Origin of the sequence: Bradyrhizobium guangxiense (assembly GCF_004114915.1) — a bacterium.
Lineage (GTDB): Bacteria > Pseudomonadota > Alphaproteobacteria > Rhizobiales > Xanthobacteraceae > Bradyrhizobium > Bradyrhizobium guangxiense.
In genome coordinates, this window is record NZ_CP022219.1 from 950749 (window position 1) to 966695 (window position 15947).

Sequence of the window (15947 nt, forward strand, 5' to 3'; positions counted from 1 at the left end):
CCGTGCAGGGCTGCATCGCGTTGGTGGCGCAGGGGCTTTTGACGAATTCCAAATATTTCTCGGCGGCCCTTGTTAAGCGGAGGGCGCCTCCGTATCTTCGGTCATGTGCTCGCCCGGATTGTGGTCGGGCGGCGCTATTCGACAGCGGCCACGGCGGTGGCGCGCTGCACGATGACTCATGTCCAAATCTGATCGGAGCCTTGTATGAACCACTCGATCAGCCTCACCGTGAACGGTGCGCGGCGCGACTTCGTCCTCGACGATCCGCGCGTCACGCTGCTCGATCTCCTGCGTGAGCGCCTCCATCTCACCGGAACCAAGAAGGGATGCGATCGCGGCCAGTGCGGCGCCTGCACCATCCTGGTCGACGGCAAGCGCATCAATTCCTGTCTCGCGCTCGCCATCAGCCATGACGGCGCCGACATCCTCACCATCGAGGGCGTAGCACGCGGTGATCAGCTGCACCCGGTGCAGGCCGCCTTCATCGCTCATGACGGCTTTCAGTGCGGCTTCTGCACACCCGGTCAGGTCATGAGCGCGATCGGCATGATGCGCGAGGGCCAGGCCGGCAGCGATCCCGAACGCATCCGTGAATGCATGAGCGGCAATCTGTGCCGCTGCGGCGCCTATGCCGGCATCGTCGATGCCGTGCTCGACGCACAAGGCCGCGCCGACGAAACCAACCAGAGGCGCTCCGCATGAAACCGTTCGATTATTTCAGGCCTGCCACGGTTGTTGAGGCCGTTGCCGCCGCTGCTCAGCCGGGCGCGGCATATCTCGCCGCTGGCACCAATCTGCTCGATCTGATGAAGGGGGGAGTCAGCCGGCCGGATCGCCTGGTCGACGTCACCCATCTCGAAGGGCTCGATGGCATCGAGCATCTCGCCGACGGATCGTTGCGTATCGGCGCGCTCGTCAGCAACGCCGATCTAGCACACGATGCCGGCTTCGCACGAACCTATCCCGCCGTCGCCGAAGCGCTGCTCTCAGGTGCATCAGCCCAATTACGCAACGCCGCGACCGTCGGCGGCAATCTCTTGCAGCGGACGCGTTGCGCCTATTTCTACGACACTGCCAGCCGCTGCAACAAGCGCGAGGCCGGCAGCGGTTGCGATGCCCGCGACGGCGAGAACCGCAGCCACGCCGTGCTGGGCTGGAGCGAGAATTGCATCGCCACGCATCCGTCCGACTTCTGCGTGCCGCTGGTTGCGCTCGACGCCGTGGTCGAGATCGAGGGCAGGAGCGGCCGCCGCGAGATCGCGCTCGACGAGCTGCATCGTCTGCCCGGCGACACGCCGGCGCGTGAGTCCGCGCTCGAGCCCGGCGACCTCATCGTCGCGGTGCGCCTGCCGCCGGCGGCAAGCGGCTTCGGCGCGCATGCGCGTTATCTCAAGGTCCGCGAGCGCACGTCTTATGCCTTCGCCGTGGTGTCCGCCGCGGCTGCGTTGCGGATCGAGAGCGGCAAGGTCATCGAAGCGCGGCTCGCGCTCGGCGGCGTCGCCGCAAAGCCCTGGCGGGCTCGGCCTGCGGAAGAGGTGCTGAGGGGTATCGCGCCCACGGCAGACGTCTTCCAGGAAGCTGCCTGGCGCGCGCTCTCCGATGCCAAGCCGTCCGGCGACAACGGCTTCAAGATCGAGCTCGCACGCCGCATCGTCGTGCGCGCGCTGACCCTTGCCGCAGCCGGCACGCCCGCGCGCCTGCCCGCGCTGCCGGCGTCTCCCTTTGCCTCCACGTCCGGAGCCATCCATGTCTGAGCTCAATCTCACCAGCGCACCTGCCCATCTTCGCCATGGCTCGAACATCGGCCAGCCGCTGACCCGCCGTGACGGCGTCCTCAAGGTCACGGGGCAGGCGACCTATGCAGCCGACAATCATCCGCCCGGCATGCTGTTTGCGGTGATCGCGACCTCCGGCATCGCGCGCGGACGCGTGGCGTCGCTCGATGTCGCTGCCGCGAAACGTCATCCCGGCGTCGTCGACGTCATGACGCCGGAGCACAAGCCGCAGCTCGCGATCGACCCGGAGATCAAGACCAATCCGTTCGTGTTCCGAATGGAGGCGTTGCAGAGCAACGAAGTCCGCTACGCCAACCAGCCGATCGCCGTCGTCATCGCGGAAACGCTCGAAGCCGCGACGGAAGGTGCGGTGCTGCTGGCACCGCGCTATGAGACGCTGCCTCCGCGGGTCGGCCTCGACGCCGGCGAGAGCTTTGTGCCGCCCGCCGTCGGCGTCGGCAATCCCGCGGAAATTCACCGCGGAGATGTCGAAGCCGGCCTTGCCGCGGCCGAGAAGCAGATCGACGCGACTTACGAGACGCCGCCGCAATATCACAACGCGATGGAGCCGCACGCAATCGTGGCCCATTGGGATGGCGACAAGCTATCCGTGGACATGCCAACCCAGGGCCTGAAGCTGTCGCTCGCGCGCATCGCCGAGCTGTTCGGCATCGCGCACGACAAGATCCATATCCGCAGCCCATTCCTCGGTGGCGGCTTCGGATCGAAGGGGCTGATGGGCGGTCCGCCGGTGCTCGGCATCATGGCCGCAAAGCTCGTCGGCAGACCGGTCAAGCTGGTGCTGCGTCGTGAGCAGATGTACGGCCCGGTCGGCCATCGCGCGCCGACGCGTCAGCGCTTGCGCATCGGGGCCGACGGCGAGGGACGGCTGACCGCGCTCGATCACCACGCGCGGACCGTCTCGAGCACGTTCGACGTTTTTTACGAGCCGGCCGCCGATGCCTCGCACACGCTCTACGCGGCTCCCGCGATCCGCACCTCGCATGATGCCGTACGCGTCAACACGGGAACGCCGCTGTTCATGCGCGCGCCCGGCGAGGCGACCGGCTCGATCGCGCTGGAGAGCGCGATCGACGAGATGGCCTGGGCCTGCGGCATGGATCCGCTGGCCTTCCGCCTGAAGAATTACGCCGAGGTCGAGCCGATCAGCGGCAAGCCGTTCTCGTCGAAGGCGCTGCGCGCCTGCTACGAGCAGGGTGCAGCGCGCTTCGGCTGGGCCAAGCGTTCGCTCCAGCCGCGGCAGATGCGCGACGATGCCGGCCTTCTGGTCGGTTGGGGCATGGGCACGGCAACCTTCCCCGCCCTGATGTTCCAGGCGGAGGCACGCGCCGCGATCCAGCGCGACGGCTCGGGCGTGATGGAGATCGGGGCACATGACATGGGGCAGGGCGCCTGGACGGCGCTGGCGCAGATCGCGGCGGATGCTGTCGGTCTCAATATCGAACGCGTCGCGTTCAAAGCCGGCACGTCCGACTTGCCAGATGCAGGCATCGCCGGCGGCTCCGCGCATACGGCAACCGCGGGGGCTGCAATCCACAGCGCCGGCGCGGCCGTGATCGCAAAGCTGGCCGATCTCGCCACCAACGATGAGCGCTCGCCGCTGTTCGGCGCCGGCAATGCCGGCGTGATCGCGCGCGAGGGTAGGCTGGTCCGACGCGACGATGAGAGTCGCAGCGAAAGCTACGCCGAGATCCTCGCACGTGCCGGCGTCGCCGAAGTCGAGGCTCGCGGCACCGGCGCGCCCAATCCCGCCGCCATGGAGGAATATGCGATGCATGCGCATGGCGCGGTGTTCGCCGAGGTGAAGGTCGATCCCGAGCTCGGCCAGGTCCGCGTCACCCGCATGGTGGGTGCCTTCGCCGCCGGCCGGATCGTCAATCCGCACTTGGTGAAAAGCCAGCTGTTCGGCGGCATGATCTGGGGCCTATCCTTCGCGTTGCACGAGGAGGCGATCACCGATCGCCGTACCGGCCGCATCATGAACGCCAATCTCGGCGAGTACCACGTCCCCGTGAATGCCGACGTGCCGCCGCTCGACGTGATCACGGTCGAGGAGCACGACCCGCACGTCAATGCGCTCGGCATCAAAGGCGTCGGCGAGATCGGCATCACCGGCAGTGCCGGCGCGGTTGCGAACGCCGTCTGGCATGCGACCGGCGTGCGCGTTCGCCGCTTTCCGATCCGGATCGAGGCGTTGCTGGCGCAGCCTTGAAAGGCCGCACGGCACCGGACCGCGCCGTGCCCGGTGCCGTTAGCGGATCGAGCCGAGAAGTGCGAAGCTGAAGGAGACGAACATCGGCGGCCCTTAACTGGACCGGGATCGTGCCTGCTCGTTGGTGGCGCGCCGTCTCCCCGAGGTTCAGGACGGCATGGGCGATGCCAATCGCCTCGCCGATCCGATCAGTTCATCTTCCTGCGGAGAGCCTTGATCTGCTCTTTCTGTGCTTCGATGTATTTCGTGATGGCGGCGCGCAGCTCCTGCGAGTGGAGCCTGTCGGTGTCGCGTTGGACTTCCGCGAGCGCGGCTTCTGCATCAGCGAGAGCGGTCTTCATCTGCGAGCCCTGTTACGAAGCGACCCCGGAGAGCCTAGGAATCCGGGGCCATAACCTCAGCACCTTTGCGCCAGGCTGCTCGGCTACGGTTGCCAATATATAGCTGTTCGGCTCGTTGGATTTGAGGTGGCTCAAGCCCCGTAAGATGCCGGTGGCCCGTAGCATTGCGGATGGGCAGGTCGCGCTTCAGAACGTCGGCGGCGTGCAGGCCGATATCACTTCGCACGGTTTGCCGCCGACGCAGCGGAATCGATGCGGGCGGCGGCTTTCGAAATAATAGGCATCGCCGGGATTGAGGATGCGGCGCTCGTCCTCGACGGTGACTTCAAGCTTGCCCGAGATCACGATACCGCCTTCCTCGCCGTCATGGACGAGGTGCACGCGCCCCGTGTCGCTGCCAGGCTCGTAGCGTTCCTTCAGGATCTGTAGGCTCCGGCCGAACAGATTGTCGCCGCCCTGCCGATACGAGATCGGCTTCTTGCCGACCTCGGTCAGCTCCTCCGCGCGGTAGAAGATCTTGCGCCGGCTTTCCGGTTCCAGCGCGAAGAACTCGGCAAGCCCCATCGGGATGCCGTCGAGGATGCGCTTGAGGGCGCCGACCGAGGGGTTCATCTGGTTGGATTCGATCAGCGAGATCGTCGAATTGGTGACCCCGGCGCGCTTGGCAAGCTCGCGCTGCGACAGCTTGTGGCGCGCCCGGATGAATCGCAGCCGTCCACCGATGTCGACGCTCATGCCTCAGGTCCCGTGTTGCAGGTGTTGCGGATCCCGCAAATATGGACCTGCAGCCCCAGTTAAATCAATGGGTTGCGGCTGAGCAGAAAAGGACTTGTTGCGCTTTCCAAGCCGTGGCTCAGCTATGGCGTCAGCAAAGGAGCGCGGCCGTGACCCTTCATCAGATTCCGAACACTATCAAGACCGACTCGTTCTGGATGCCGTTCACGGCCAACCGGCAGTTCAAGAAGGCGCCGCGCCTGTTCTCCTCGGCCGAGGGCATGCACTACACCACCGTCGACGGCCGCAAGGTGATCGACGGCTCCGCCGGCCTGTGGTGCGTCAATGCCGGCCATGGCCGCAAGCAGATCGCCGCCGCGGTCGAGCGCCAGCTGATGACGCTGGACTTCGCGCCGTCGTTCCAGATGGGCCATCCGCTGGCGTTCGACTTCGCCGAGCGGCTCGCCGAGATCGCGCCGAAAGGTCTCGACCGCGTCTTCTTCACCAATTCCGGCTCCGAGTCGGTCGACACCGCGCTGAAAATCGCGCTCGCCTATCACCGCGCCACCGGCCAGGCGAGCCGCACCCGCCTGATCGGCCGCGAGCGCGGCTATCATGGCGTCGGCTTCGGCGGCACCTCGGTCGGCGGCATGGTCGCCACCCGCCGTGCCTTCACGACCCTGCTGCCGGGCGTCGACCACATCCGCCACACCCACGATCTCACCCGCAACGCTTTCGCCAAGGACCAGCCGGAGCATGGCGCCGAGCTCGCCGATGATCTGGAGCGTCTGGTCGCGCTGCACGGCGCCGAGACGATCGCGGCCGTCATCGTCGAGCCGGTGCCGGGCTCGACTGCGGTGCTGCCGCCGCCGAAGGGCTATCTGCAGCGCCTGCGCGAGATCTGCGACAAGCACGGCATCCTCCTGATCTTCGACGAGGTCATCACCGGCTTCGGCCGCCTCGGCACGCCGTTTGCCGCCAACTTCTTCGGCGTCACGCCGGACCTGATGACCACGGCCAAGGGCATCACCAACGGCACCATTCCGTGCGGCGCCGTGTTCGCGAGCCGCAAGGTGCACGATGGCCTGATGGTCGGCCCGGAGAGCCAGATGGAGCTGTTCCATGGCTACACCTATTCGGCGCATCCGACCGCCTGCGCGGCCGGCATCGCGACGCTCGACATCTACAAGGACGAGGGGCTGCTGACGCGCGGTGCGTCGATGGCCGAATATTGGCGCGACGCGCTGCATTCGCTCAAGGGCCTGCCGAACGTCGTCGACATCCGCAATTGCGGCCTGATGGGCGCGGTCGAGCTGGCGCCGCGGGACGGCGTCGTCGGCGCGCGGGGCTATGACGTGATGGTCGACTGCTTCAACACCGGGCTTTACCTGCGCATGAGCGGCGACAGCTTCGCGATGTCGCCTCCGCTCATCGTCGAGAAGAGCCACATCGACCAGATGGTCTCGATCCTCGGCGACGCCATCAAGAAGGTGGCCTGATAATTGCTCTCGCCGTTGCGAGTTGTGTCCTTGCAGCGGCGAGCGTGATGCCGCGGGAGTTTGACGAAGCGTGAAAGTTCTGATCCTCGGCAGCGGTGTCATCGGTGTCACCTCCGCCTACTACCTCGCACGTGCCGGCCACGAAGTAACGGTTGTCGACCGTCAGCCCGAGCCGGCGCTGGAGACCTCTTTCGCCAATGCCGGCGAGGTGTCGCCCGGCTATTCCTCGCCCTGGGCCGGCCCCGGCGTGCCGGTGAAGGCGGTGAAGTGGCTCCTGATGAAGCATGGCCCGCTGGTGGTCCGGCCGAAGCTCGATCCGGCGATGTGGGTCTGGTTGCTCAAGATGCTGCGCAACTGCACCAGCGAGCGCTATGCGGTCAACAAGAGCCGAATGATCCCCATCGCGGAATACAGCCGTGATGCCTTGCGCGATCTGCGCCGCGACATCGGCATTCAATATGACGAACGCTCGCAAGGAACGCTCCAGCTATTCCGCTATCAGGCCCAGCTCGACGGCACGGCCGAGGACATCGCTGTGCTCAAGCAGTATGGCGTGCCGTTCGAGGTGCTGAGCCGAGAGGGCTGCATCGCCGTCGAGCCGGCGCTATCAGGCGTGAAGGAAAAGTTCGTCGGCGGGCTTCGCTTGCCGCAGGACGAGACCGGCGACTGCCACATGTTCACGCAGGCGCTGGCCAAGCATGCCCAGGCGCTCGGCGTGTGCTTCATGTTCAAGACCGGCATCGACCGCATCGTCACCGACGGCGCCCGCGTCAGCGGCGTCGCGACCAGTGCTGGGATGTTGCAGGCAGATAGTTACGTGCTCGCGCTCGGCAGCTATTCGTCGCAGATGGTCGCACCGCTCGGCATCTCGCTGCCGGTCTATCCGGTGAAGGGCTATTCGATCACGGTGCCGATCAAGGACGCCTCAGGCGCGCCGGAATCCACCGTGATGGACGAGAGCTACAAAGTCGCGATCACCCGCCTCGGCAGTCGCATCCGCGTCGGCGGCACCGCCGAAATCTCCGGCTATTCGAGCAAGCTCTACGATGCGCGCCGCGCCACGCTCGACCATTCGCTGACCGATCTGTTCCCACGCGGCGGCGATCTCGCCAAGGCGACGTTCTGGAGCGGCCTGCGTCCGATGACGCCGGACGGCCCGCCCGTGATCGGCCCGACGCAGTACGCCAACCTTCACCTCAACACCGGCCACGGCACGCTCGGCTGGACCATGTCCTGCGGCTCGGGCCGCGTGCTCGCCGACATGCTGTCGGGCAAGAAGCCGGAGATCGACGTCAGTGCGCTGACGGTGGATCGGTACAATCACCGGTTCGGGTGATTGACGCTGTCATTCCGGGGCGCCTCAAAGAGGCGAACCCGGAATCTCGAGATTCTCAGGTGCGCAATTGCGCACCATAGTTCGATGCTACGCATCGCCCCGGAATGACGGCAATTGGCTACCCCGCCCCCGTCACGCAATTCACCCACAGCACCACGGCCTTCGCATCCTGCGCCGGATTCGAAAACCGGTGCGGCCGTCTGCTCGCAAAGCGAAAACTGTCCCCTCGCTTCAGCGACCACGTCTCGCTGTCCACCGTCAGCATCATCTCGCCTTCGAGCACGAGGCCGGCTTCCTCGCCGTCATGGGTGTAGAGCTCGTCGCCGGTGGAGCCGCCGGGCTCAAGATGCACCAGGAACAGATTGAGCTTGTTGTCGCCGCTCGCCGGGCTCAGCAATTGCTTCGACACGCCGGTGCGCCAGAGTTTCAGTTCGGGCCGCTGCAGCCCGCGCGTCACCACCTGGTCGGAGGCGCCGTCGGCGCTCGGGCTCGCGCCGAACAGCGCGGCGATGCCGACGCCGAGCACGTCGGCGAGCGTTGCAAGCACGCGCAGCGACGGCGACGACAGGCCGCGTTCGATTTGGCTGAGGAAGCCGATCGACAGGTCCGTGTGCGCGGCGACCGTTTCCAGCGAGAATTGCCTGACCCGCCTGAGATCCCTGATGCGGCGGCCGACCGCGACGTCCATCGCGGGCTCCGCCGGCTTGGCGGCGGCCTTGGTTTTCACCTTCCCGGCCGACTTTGCGGCGGACGGGTTGCGCATTCTTTTGCCACCGCTCACGTCAAACCGCTTCCTTCATGTGCATGAAAACCGCTTGCATCGTCCGCGAAAGTGTGACCAAATTTTCATATTGGTGAAAATAGGCCGAAACGGCGTGGCCCGCAACGTCTGATCACGACATGCGCGACCGCCGCCACCGGCCAGACCCAAAGGGGGATGCGATGAAACGTTTTGTTCAGGCCGCAGTCGCGGCACTCGCACTGGCAGCAGTGACGCCGGCCTCGGCGCAACAGGTGCTGAAGGTCGGCTCGACGCCGACGGGCATTCCCTTCACCTTCCTCGATACCAAGACCAACACCATTCAGGGCATCATGGTCGATCTCATCACCGAGGTCGGCAAGGATGCCGGCTTCAACGTCCAGATCGAGCCGATGCAGTTCTCGGCACTGATCCCGTCGCTGACTTCGAGCAAGATCGACATCATCGCTGCCGCGATGTTCATCACGCCGCCGCGCAAGGAGGTCGTCGACTTCTCCGACCCGATCTACAGCTATGGCGAAGGTCTCGTGGTGCCGAAGAGCGACACCAAGGCCTACGCCACTCAGGAGGATCTGAAGGGCGAGACGGTCGGCGCCCAGGTCGGTACCGCCTTCGTCGACGCGCTGAAGAAGTCCGGCTTGTTCGCCGACGTCAAGGCCTACGACACCATTCCGGACATCCTGCGCGACGTGAACACCGGTCGCCTCAAGGCCGGCTACGCCGATTATCCGATCCTCGCCTACAATCTGAAGCAAGGCGGCTTCCCCGAGGTGCGCCTCGTCGACGGCTACAAGCCCGTCACCGTCGGCTCGGTCGGCATCGGCGTCCGCAAGGGCGAGGCTGCACTGCTCGGCAAGATCAACGCCTCGCTGGCGAAGCTGAAGGCCAACGGCACCATCGACAAGATCCTCGATAAATGGGGCCTGAAGGCGCAGGGTTGATCGTGAGAGGCTGATCGAAGAAGGTTTTCGATGAAGGCTTGCCGATGAAAGGCTTCTGGCGCGACGCCGTCGAGTTCTTCCCGATCCTGATGAACGGCGTCGCGCTGACGATCGTCGTCACCATCGGCTCGCTGCTGCTCTCGACGGTGCTAGGCCTGATCTGGGCCATGATGCGGGTCTCCGGCATCAAGGCGCTGTCGATGCTCAGCGCCAGCCTGATCAACGTGATCCGCGGCATCCCGATCATCGTGCTGTTGTTTTATCTCTATTTCGTCATGCCCGATCTCGGCGTCACGCTCAGCGCGTTGCAGGCCGCGATCCTCGGGCTCGGCATCGCTTATTCGGCCTACCAGGCGGAAAACTTCCGCGCCGGCATCGAGGCCATCGACAAGGGCCAGATCGAGGCGGCGCAGTCGATCGGCATGGGCTGGTGGCTCACCATGCGCCGCGTGGTGCTGCCGCAGGCCGTGCGCATCGTGCTGCCGCCCTACGGCAACGTCATGATCATGATGCTGAAGGATTCCTCGCAGGCGTCCACCATCACGGTCGCCGAGCTCGCGCTGCAGGGCAAGCTGATCGCGTCCTCGACCTTCAAGAACACCAGCGTGTTCACGCTAGTCGCGCTGATGTATCTCACCATGAGCATTCCGCTGATCCTGCTGGTCCGTCACTTCGAGAAGCGGGCCGGCAAGCGATGATCGAGCTGAAGGACGTCCACAAGAGTTTTGGCAAGGTCGAGGTGCTCAAGGGCATCGATGCGTCGGTGCAGAAGGGTGAGGTGGTCTGTATCATCGGTCCCTCCGGCTCCGGCAAGTCGACCATCCTGCGCTGCATCAACGGGCTCGAAAGCTACGATCGCGGCGAGATCAGCGTTGAAGGCCTGAAGGTCGATCGCGATGCGCCCTCGATTGTGAATATCCGCACCCAGGTCTCGATGGTGTTCCAGCGCTTCAATCTGTTTCCGCATCGCACCGCGCTGGAGAACGTGGTCGAAGGGCCGCTCTATGTGAAGAAGGAATCGCGGGCCGTCGCGCTCGAGCGCGGCCGCGCGCTGCTCGCCCAGGTCGGGCTCGCGGAAAAGGCAGACGCCCATCCACCCCAGCTCTCCGGCGGCCAGCAGCAGCGCGTCGCCATTGCGCGTGCGCTGGCGATGCAGCCCAAGGCGATCCTGTTCGACGAGCCCACCTCGGCGCTCGACCCCGAATTGGTCGGCGACGTGCTCGGGGTGATGCGCAAGCTCGCTGACGACGGCATGACCATGGTCGTCGTCACTCACGAGATGGGCTTTGCCCGCGACGTTGCCGATCGCGTGCTGTTCATCGACGGTGGCGTCATCGTCGAGCAGGGGCCGGCCAAGACGCTGCTCAACCAACCCCAGCATCCGCGCACGCAGGATTTTCTGCGCCGCGTGCTGCACCCGCTCTGACCGGACTTCGCCATGCCTGCGCGCCTGCCCCTGCCGCCATCGCTCTATGCCGACACAGCCGTTGCGCCGGCCGCCACGCCGCCGCTCGATGTCGACAAGACCGTCTCGGTCGCCATCGTCGGCGGCGGCTACACTGGCCTCTCCACCGCGCTGCATCTGGCGGAGCAGGGCGTCGAGGCCCTGGTGCTGGAGGCGCAGGAGCCGGGCTGGGGCGCCTCGGGCAACAATGGCGGCCACACCAACCCGGGCCTGAAGCACGATCCCGATCAGATCGAGGCTGATTTCGGCGCCGAGCTCGGCCGGCGCATGATCGAGTTTTCCTACGGCACGACCAACTTCACGCATGATCTGATCCGCCGCTATCAGATCCCATGCGAGGCACGGCAGAACGGCACGCTGCGCGCGGCCTATCACGAGGCCAGCGCAGCCGCGATCGAGAAGACGGCGCAGCAGTGCATTCGCCGCGGCATGCCGGTGAGGTATCTCAACCGCGAGCAGCTCCGCGAGATGACCGGCACCGATCGCTATGTCGGCGCCATGCTCGATGCGCGCGGCGGCGATCTGCATCCGCTCAGCTACGCCCGCGGCCTCGCGCGCGCCGCGATCTCGGCGGGCGCCAAGGTGCATGGCGAGACGCCGGCGCTGTCACTGCGCCGCGATGGCAGTCGCTGGCGCATCGAGACGCCGCGGGCCGTGGTTCATGCCGACAAGGTTTTGCTCGCCACCAACGGCTTTACCGGTGATCTCTGGCCAGCGCTCCGCCGCACCATCGTGCCGGTGTTCTCCTCGATCGCCGCCACCGCGCCACTGTCTGATCCGGTCGCCCGCTCGATCATGCCGACGCGCCCCGTGCTCTACGAGAGTGGCCACATCACCGTCTATTATCGCATCGATCAGCAGAATCGCTTGTTGATGGGCGGCCGCGGGCCGATGCGCTGGATCAAGTCACCGTACGACGTCGCTTATCTCATCCGCTATGCCGAGCGGCTGTGGCCGCAGCTGAAGGGCGCTTCCTGGACTCACGGCTGGAACAGCCGGCTCGCCATCACTGGGGATCATTATCCGCATGTGCATGAGCCCGCCGAGGGAATCCTGATCTCGCTCGGCTGCAACGGCCGCGGCGTTGCGCTCGCGACCGCAATGGGCGCTCAGCTCGCGCGCCGTCTGATCGGCGGCGCCAAGGCTGACATCGACATGCCCATCACGGGCATAAAGCCGATCCCGATGCACGCGTTCTGGCCGGTGGGCGTGACGACCGCGGTGATCGCGGGGCGTATACGGGACCGGCTCGGCATTTGAAGAAGGCGCCGCCCGGTCAGGAGCGGCGCCTTTCATGAGTTGCGGATGGCGTCAGCAGCGGCCTTGCTTCCACAGGCCGGGCGGGCACCCGTGACCGCGCCACCCGACCTTGCGTCCGTGTGACCATCCCGGCGGCGTGCCATGGTAATGGTGGCCCATCGAATGACCGTAACCATGACCGTGTCCGCCCCCATGGCCCCCCTTGGCCAGAGCGGGATTGGTAAACGTGAGGCCGGCCGCAATCATCAGCGACGCGGCGAGCGCAAATTTCTTCATGATGTCCTCCACTGGGGCGAGCGCATTTGTCCGTGCAATGAACGAATGCCGGGCGGGTAAGTTCCCTGTGAATGTGGAGGAGTCGTGACGCTCGCCGGGATGCGTAATCGCACGAGGGCTCAACGCGCGCTGGCACTCGATCCGTCCGCTCAGGCTTCCGCCACCGCGTCGGCCCAGGGCTGGAAGATCTCGACTGCGCCCGAATTGGTGTCGCCCTCGCGCATCACCACGCTCGGGCAGGCGAATTTCTGCGGCAGGGCCTGCACGCGACTCTCTTCATAGTCGAAGCGCGCGGCCAGGGCTTTACGCACGTCCGCAGGCAGGCGGGCATCGCCGATCACCACCGCGCCCTCGCTGGCGTCGATGCGCGGCTGATGGATGGCGGCGTCGAGGTCCATGCCGAAATCCATCGCAAAGGATACGAGCTGCAGCACCGAAGGCAGGATGCGGCGTCCGCCGGATGCGCCGACCGCGAGGCGCTTGCCGTCCTTGGTTTCGGCGATGACGGGCGTGTAGTTGCAAAGACAGCGCTTGCCGGGTGCGAGCGAATTGGTGGTGCCCGGCGTCGGGTCGAACCACATGATGCCGTTGTTCATGGTGATGCCGGTGTGCGGTGTCACATATCTCGAGCCGAAGGACGAGAGCAGCGTCTGCGTCACCGCAGCGATGTTGCCGTGACGGTCGACGACCGAGAAATGTGTGGTGCAGGCAGGTGCGAGATATTCGGCGCCCAGCGAGCGTTTGCCGTCGGCATCGCCCATGTCCTTGAGCCGCTCGCGGAAGGCGGCTTGCAATGCGAGCGCATATTCGACATAGGCACCGGCATCCGGCGCGCCTGCGGGCGTCAAGCTCTGCTGCAAGAGGCGCAGCGCATGTGCCATCGTCGGCCCCGCCGTGAGTTCCGGCGTCGCATAGACCTTGCCCTCGCGATAGGGGATCGCCAGCGGCGCGCGCGAATGGGCGCGGAAGGCGGCAAGATCCTCGACCGATAGCGATCCGCCGTCGGCCTTGATGTCGGAAGCAATGCTCCTGGCGAGATCACCCTGGTAGAAATCGCGGGGGCCGGCCTCGGCGAGATGTGACAGCGACGCCTTCAGCGTGTCCTGCGGCAGCCGCGTCTCGGCCTTGATGCCCCAGGGCGCGGTCGGCGGCAGGCCGTCCTTCAGGTAAGCGACCGCGCTCGCCGGATAGCGCCTGAGATCGGCGGCCGAGCCCGCAATCGTCGCCGTGGTCCACCAGTCAACCAGCAGTCCTTCGCCGGCGAGCCTGGCCGCCGGCGCGACCAGATCCTTCCACGGCATCTTGGCGTAGCGGCGATGCGCCTCTTCCATTCCGGCGACGACACCGGGCACGGCCACCGAGCTGGGTCCGTGAATGTTGCGATCGTCTTTCACCCTTGGCCAGGGGAAGAGATCGGAGGCGGCGCCTTCGCCGCTGAGCGGATAGTCGGCCGCGCGCAGGCTCTGCGGCGCGCGCATCCCGTAGTCGATCACCTCGGTGCGATTTTCCTTGGCGCGGTAGAGCCCCATCGCGCCGCCGCCGCCGATACCGCTATTCCAGGGCTCCAGGACGTTCAGGGCGAAAGTGGTCGCGACGATCGCGTCGACGCAGTCGCCACCTGCGGCCAACACCTGCGCCCCGACTTCGGCCGCCCGTCGCGATTGCGAGGCGACGATGCCACCCTTGGACGTGACGGCGGGGTTGCGGGCGATTTGGTTGAGGCTGAACTGATGAGGCATGATGTCGTCTTGATGTTTGCGGTCTGTTGTCTTGGCGTCGTTGCGCCGACGTAGCGATTGGCGGAACGCGCGGACAATGGCACATTGCGGCCAACGAGAACATCCAAAGGGAGTGGCGACATGGCTGGTGTGAAACAGGCGCGGGATGGCGCGGTCGGGATCCTGACGCTCGATGAGCCGGCAAGCCTGAATGCGATGACGCCGGATCTGCTCGGCGCGCTCGCTGCCGCCATCGGCGAAATGTCGCAGGACGAGGGTATTCGAGCCCTGATCCTCACCGGCGCCGGGCGCGGCTTCTGCTCAGGACAAAATCTGAAGGCGTCGGAAGCGCTGGGTGAGGATATCGCCGCCGGCGTCATGCGGTTCTACTGGCCGGCCTTCAAGGCGCTGCGCGAATGCCGCGTGCCTGTGGTGGTCGCCGTGAACGGGGTGGCGGCCGGCGGCGGCTTCAGCCTCGCCATGGCCGGCGACATCATCGTCGCGGCGCGGTCGGCGAGCTTCATCCAGGTGTTCAGCCGCATCGCACTGGTGCCGGATCTCGGCTCGACCTGGCTGTTGCCGCGGCTGATCGGCCGGCAGCGCGCGCTCGAGCTGATGCTGCTGAAGGAGCCGCTGACGGCCGAGCGTGCCCGGGAGATCGGCCTGGTGCGCCAGGTCGTCGACGATGCGAAGCTGATGGACGAGGCGCTCACACTGGCGCACCGGCTCGCCGAGGGCCCGACACGCGCATTGGTGGCAACGCGCCTGCTCGTCGAGGAGAGCGAGCATGCCACCTATGAGGCGCAGTTCCGCCGCGAGATCGAGCTTCAGGCAACGATCCGCAAGAGCGCCGACGCCATCGAAGGCCGCAATGCCTTCGTCGAGAAGCGCAAGGCGAGGTTTACCGGGAAGTAGGGTCCGAAGACGAGAATGCCCGGGACGAACCCGGGCAAGACGTCTTTGGGAAGCGATTGCTGAGACGGACGACAGCGCTCAGATCGAGCGGTTCAGCCGGCTCGCCTGATACTTGGCGCGCCATTTCGGACCAGGCCCGCGCATATAGTGAAGCTCGGGGCGGTAGGGATCGCCCGCGACCCTGACCAGGGTCTGCCATTTGGCGGCAACGAAGCTCAGGGGATGGCGGAGCAGGCTCAGAGGAGCGATCAACATGGCATCACCTCAATGCGGCTTGCCGAGCATGGCAGTAAAGGGGAGGTCGAAAATCTCCTCGCCGTCGTCGTCGCTGACATGGATCACCCAGTCGCGCCAGTCTTCGTTGCTCGGCGTCAGGATCATCGAGCGCATGATCTGGGACGCACGGTCGCGGGCCTCGCTGAGGTTGGAGACGGCGGCGCCGTAGCGGTCGATCAGCGTGCCCTCGGTGTTGGAGCAGTGAAAATAGACCTGGACCATGTGCGTCTCCTATCGGGAGCAACTGGGATGGCAAATCGATACCACCCGAAGCATTCGCGAAACATTCGGGTCGAACCCGGTAAGGGAATTTACGGATATTGGTCGGCATGAAGATCGATACAGGTTTAATCACAGGCGAGTGATTGTTCGACTGGGCTGCGTCCGGGCGGCATGGAACACATTTTCGCGGGACGTTGGGGGGATGCCGCCGTGAGC

At 65.7% G+C, this 15947-nt stretch carries 17 protein-coding genes; 10 read left to right on the forward strand and 7 right to left on the reverse strand.

All coding sequences use genetic code 11. From position 1 onward, the window contains the following. The first annotated feature begins 204 nt into the window (after positions 1–204). Genes X268_RS04590 through X268_RS04600 form a run of 3 tightly spaced genes read left to right on the forward strand, consistent with a single transcriptional unit; the run spans position 205 to position 4008 of the window. Positions 205–702, forward strand: coding sequence for a (2Fe-2S)-binding protein (locus X268_RS04590; RefSeq protein WP_128923821.1), 498 nt, complete (start codon positions 205–207; stop codon positions 700–702). After that, complete coding sequence (locus X268_RS04595) at positions 699–1754, forward strand: FAD binding domain-containing protein (RefSeq protein WP_128923822.1); 1056 nt, start codon at positions 699–701, stop codon at positions 1752–1754. The genes X268_RS04590 and X268_RS04595 overlap by 4 nt, the downstream gene beginning before the upstream one ends. Next, positions 1747–4008 (forward strand): xanthine dehydrogenase family protein molybdopterin-binding subunit, encoded by a 2262-nt coding sequence (locus tag X268_RS04600; protein ID WP_128923823.1) that lies wholly within the window; start codon positions 1747–1749, stop codon positions 4006–4008. The genes X268_RS04595 and X268_RS04600 overlap by 8 nt, the downstream gene beginning before the upstream one ends. A 188-nt stretch (positions 4009–4196) precedes the next feature. On the opposite strand, the gene X268_RS39215 is transcribed toward X268_RS04600, so the two are convergent. Continuing rightward, entirely contained in the window at positions 4197–4349 is a 153-nt protein-coding gene (locus tag X268_RS39215) for a hypothetical protein (protein ID WP_164937525.1), read from the reverse strand. Positions 4350–4535: 186 nt separating this feature from the next. Continuing rightward, positions 4536–5084: a cupin domain-containing protein gene (locus tag X268_RS04605; protein WP_128923824.1), complete on the reverse strand. Its 549-nt coding sequence runs from the start codon at positions 5082–5084 to the stop codon at positions 4536–4538. A 149-nt stretch (positions 5085–5233) separates the two neighbouring features. On the opposite strand from X268_RS04605, the gene aptA reads away from it, so the two are divergent. Next, positions 5234–6562 carry an omega-aminotransferase AptA gene (gene aptA, locus X268_RS04610; protein WP_164937526.1) on the forward strand — a complete coding sequence of 443 codons (1329 nt, stop codon included), beginning with the start codon at positions 5234–5236 and terminating at the stop codon, positions 6560–6562. 70 nt (positions 6563–6632) lie between these two features. Further along, positions 6633–7898 (forward strand): D-amino acid dehydrogenase, encoded by a 1266-nt coding sequence (locus tag X268_RS04615; protein ID WP_128923826.1) that lies wholly within the window; start codon positions 6633–6635, stop codon positions 7896–7898. Between the two features lie 118 nt (positions 7899–8016). Here X268_RS04615 and X268_RS04620 read toward each other — a convergent pair whose 3' ends face one another. Next, on the reverse strand, positions 8017–8661 hold the full coding sequence (locus X268_RS04620) for a helix-turn-helix domain-containing protein (RefSeq protein ID WP_164937527.1): 645 nt from the start codon (positions 8659–8661) through the stop codon (positions 8017–8019). A 179-nt stretch (positions 8662–8840) separates the two neighbouring features. On the opposite strand from X268_RS04620, the gene X268_RS04625 reads away from it, so the two are divergent. Genes X268_RS04625 through X268_RS04640 form a run of 4 tightly spaced genes read left to right on the forward strand, consistent with a single transcriptional unit; the run spans position 8841 to position 12324 of the window. Next, complete coding sequence (locus tag X268_RS04625; RefSeq protein ID WP_128923828.1) at positions 8841–9599, forward strand: ABC transporter substrate-binding protein; 759 nt, start codon at positions 8841–8843, stop codon at positions 9597–9599. Between the two features lie 44 nt (positions 9600–9643). Next, positions 9644–10297: an amino acid ABC transporter permease gene (locus tag X268_RS04630; RefSeq protein ID WP_128923829.1), complete on the forward strand. Its 654-nt coding sequence runs from the start codon at positions 9644–9646 to the stop codon at positions 10295–10297. Next, the gene (locus X268_RS04635; RefSeq protein WP_128923830.1) at positions 10294–11025 is read left to right on the forward strand and encodes an amino acid ABC transporter ATP-binding protein; all 732 of its coding nucleotides are present in this window, start codon (positions 10294–10296) and stop codon (positions 11023–11025) included. Before X268_RS04630 ends, X268_RS04635 begins: the two co-directional genes overlap by 4 nt. Before the next feature lie 12 nt (positions 11026–11037). Next, positions 11038–12324 carry an NAD(P)/FAD-dependent oxidoreductase gene (locus tag X268_RS04640; RefSeq protein ID WP_128923831.1) on the forward strand — a complete coding sequence of 429 codons (1287 nt, stop codon included), beginning with the start codon at positions 11038–11040 and terminating at the stop codon, positions 12322–12324. Positions 12325–12375: 51 nt separating this feature from the next. On the opposite strand, the gene X268_RS39220 is transcribed toward X268_RS04640, so the two are convergent. Both X268_RS39220 and X268_RS04650 read right to left on the reverse strand, forming a co-directional pair. Then, the gene (locus X268_RS39220) at positions 12376–12600 is read right to left on the reverse strand and encodes a hypothetical protein (RefSeq protein WP_164937528.1); all 225 of its coding nucleotides are present in this window, start codon (positions 12598–12600) and stop codon (positions 12376–12378) included. Between the two features lie 149 nt (positions 12601–12749). Beyond that, entirely contained in the window at positions 12750–14339 is a 1590-nt protein-coding gene (locus X268_RS04650) for a gamma-glutamyltransferase (RefSeq protein WP_128923833.1), read from the reverse strand. Positions 14340–14459: 120 nt separating this feature from the next. Between X268_RS04650 and X268_RS04655 the strand changes: the two genes are divergently transcribed. After that, positions 14460–15233, forward strand: a complete 774-nt coding sequence (locus tag X268_RS04655) for an enoyl-CoA hydratase-related protein (protein ID WP_128923834.1) — start codon at positions 14460–14462, stop codon at positions 15231–15233. A 78-nt stretch (positions 15234–15311) separates the two neighbouring features. Here X268_RS04655 and X268_RS39225 read toward each other — a convergent pair whose 3' ends face one another. Together X268_RS39225 and X268_RS04660 are read right to left on the reverse strand one after the other, a co-directional pair. After that, a complete protein-coding gene (locus X268_RS39225; RefSeq protein WP_164937529.1) occupies positions 15312–15488 on the reverse strand; it encodes a hypothetical protein in 177 nt (58 codons plus the stop codon). Between the two features lie 9 nt (positions 15489–15497). Then, entirely contained in the window at positions 15498–15731 is a 234-nt protein-coding gene (locus tag X268_RS04660; protein WP_128923835.1) for a DUF6894 family protein, read from the reverse strand. Between the last annotated feature and the right edge of the window lie 216 nt (positions 15732–15947).

Bases quoted from the DNA above. Each gene is read 5' to 3' on its own strand.
- X268_RS04590 (WP_128923821.1), top strand. From the start codon at position 205: ATGAACCACTCGATCAGCCTCACCGTGAACGGTGCGCGGCGCGACTTC.
- X268_RS04595 (WP_128923822.1), top strand. From the start codon at position 699: ATGAAACCGTTCGATTATTTCAGGCCTGCCACGGTTGTTGAGGCCGTT.
- X268_RS04600 (WP_128923823.1), top strand. From the start codon at position 1,747: ATGTCTGAGCTCAATCTCACCAGCGCACCTGCCCATCTTCGCCATGGC.
- X268_RS39215 (WP_164937525.1), bottom strand. From the start codon at position 4,349: ATGAAGACCGCTCTCGCTGATGCAGAAGCCGCGCTCGCGGAAGTCCAA.
- X268_RS04605 (WP_128923824.1), bottom strand. From the start codon at position 5,084: ATGAGCGTCGACATCGGTGGACGGCTGCGATTCATCCGGGCGCGCCAC.
- X268_RS04620 (WP_164937527.1), bottom strand. From the start codon at position 8,661: ATGCGCAACCCGTCCGCCGCAAAGTCGGCCGGGAAGGTGAAAACCAAG.
- X268_RS04625 (WP_128923828.1), top strand. From the start codon at position 8,841: ATGAAACGTTTTGTTCAGGCCGCAGTCGCGGCACTCGCACTGGCAGCA.
- X268_RS04630 (WP_128923829.1), top strand. From the start codon at position 9,644: ATGAAAGGCTTCTGGCGCGACGCCGTCGAGTTCTTCCCGATCCTGATG.
- X268_RS04635 (WP_128923830.1), top strand. From the start codon at position 10,294: ATGATCGAGCTGAAGGACGTCCACAAGAGTTTTGGCAAGGTCGAGGTG.
- X268_RS04640 (WP_128923831.1), top strand. From the start codon at position 11,038: ATGCCTGCGCGCCTGCCCCTGCCGCCATCGCTCTATGCCGACACAGCC.
- X268_RS39220 (WP_164937528.1), bottom strand. From the start codon at position 12,600: ATGAAGAAATTTGCGCTCGCCGCGTCGCTGATGATTGCGGCCGGCCTC.
- X268_RS04650 (WP_128923833.1), bottom strand. From the start codon at position 14,339: ATGCCTCATCAGTTCAGCCTCAACCAAATCGCCCGCAACCCCGCCGTC.
- X268_RS04655 (WP_128923834.1), top strand. From the start codon at position 14,460: ATGGCTGGTGTGAAACAGGCGCGGGATGGCGCGGTCGGGATCCTGACG.
- X268_RS39225 (WP_164937529.1), bottom strand. From the start codon at position 15,488: ATGTTGATCGCTCCTCTGAGCCTGCTCCGCCATCCCCTGAGCTTCGTT.
- X268_RS04660 (WP_128923835.1), bottom strand. From the start codon at position 15,731: ATGGTCCAGGTCTATTTTCACTGCTCCAACACCGAGGGCACGCTGATC.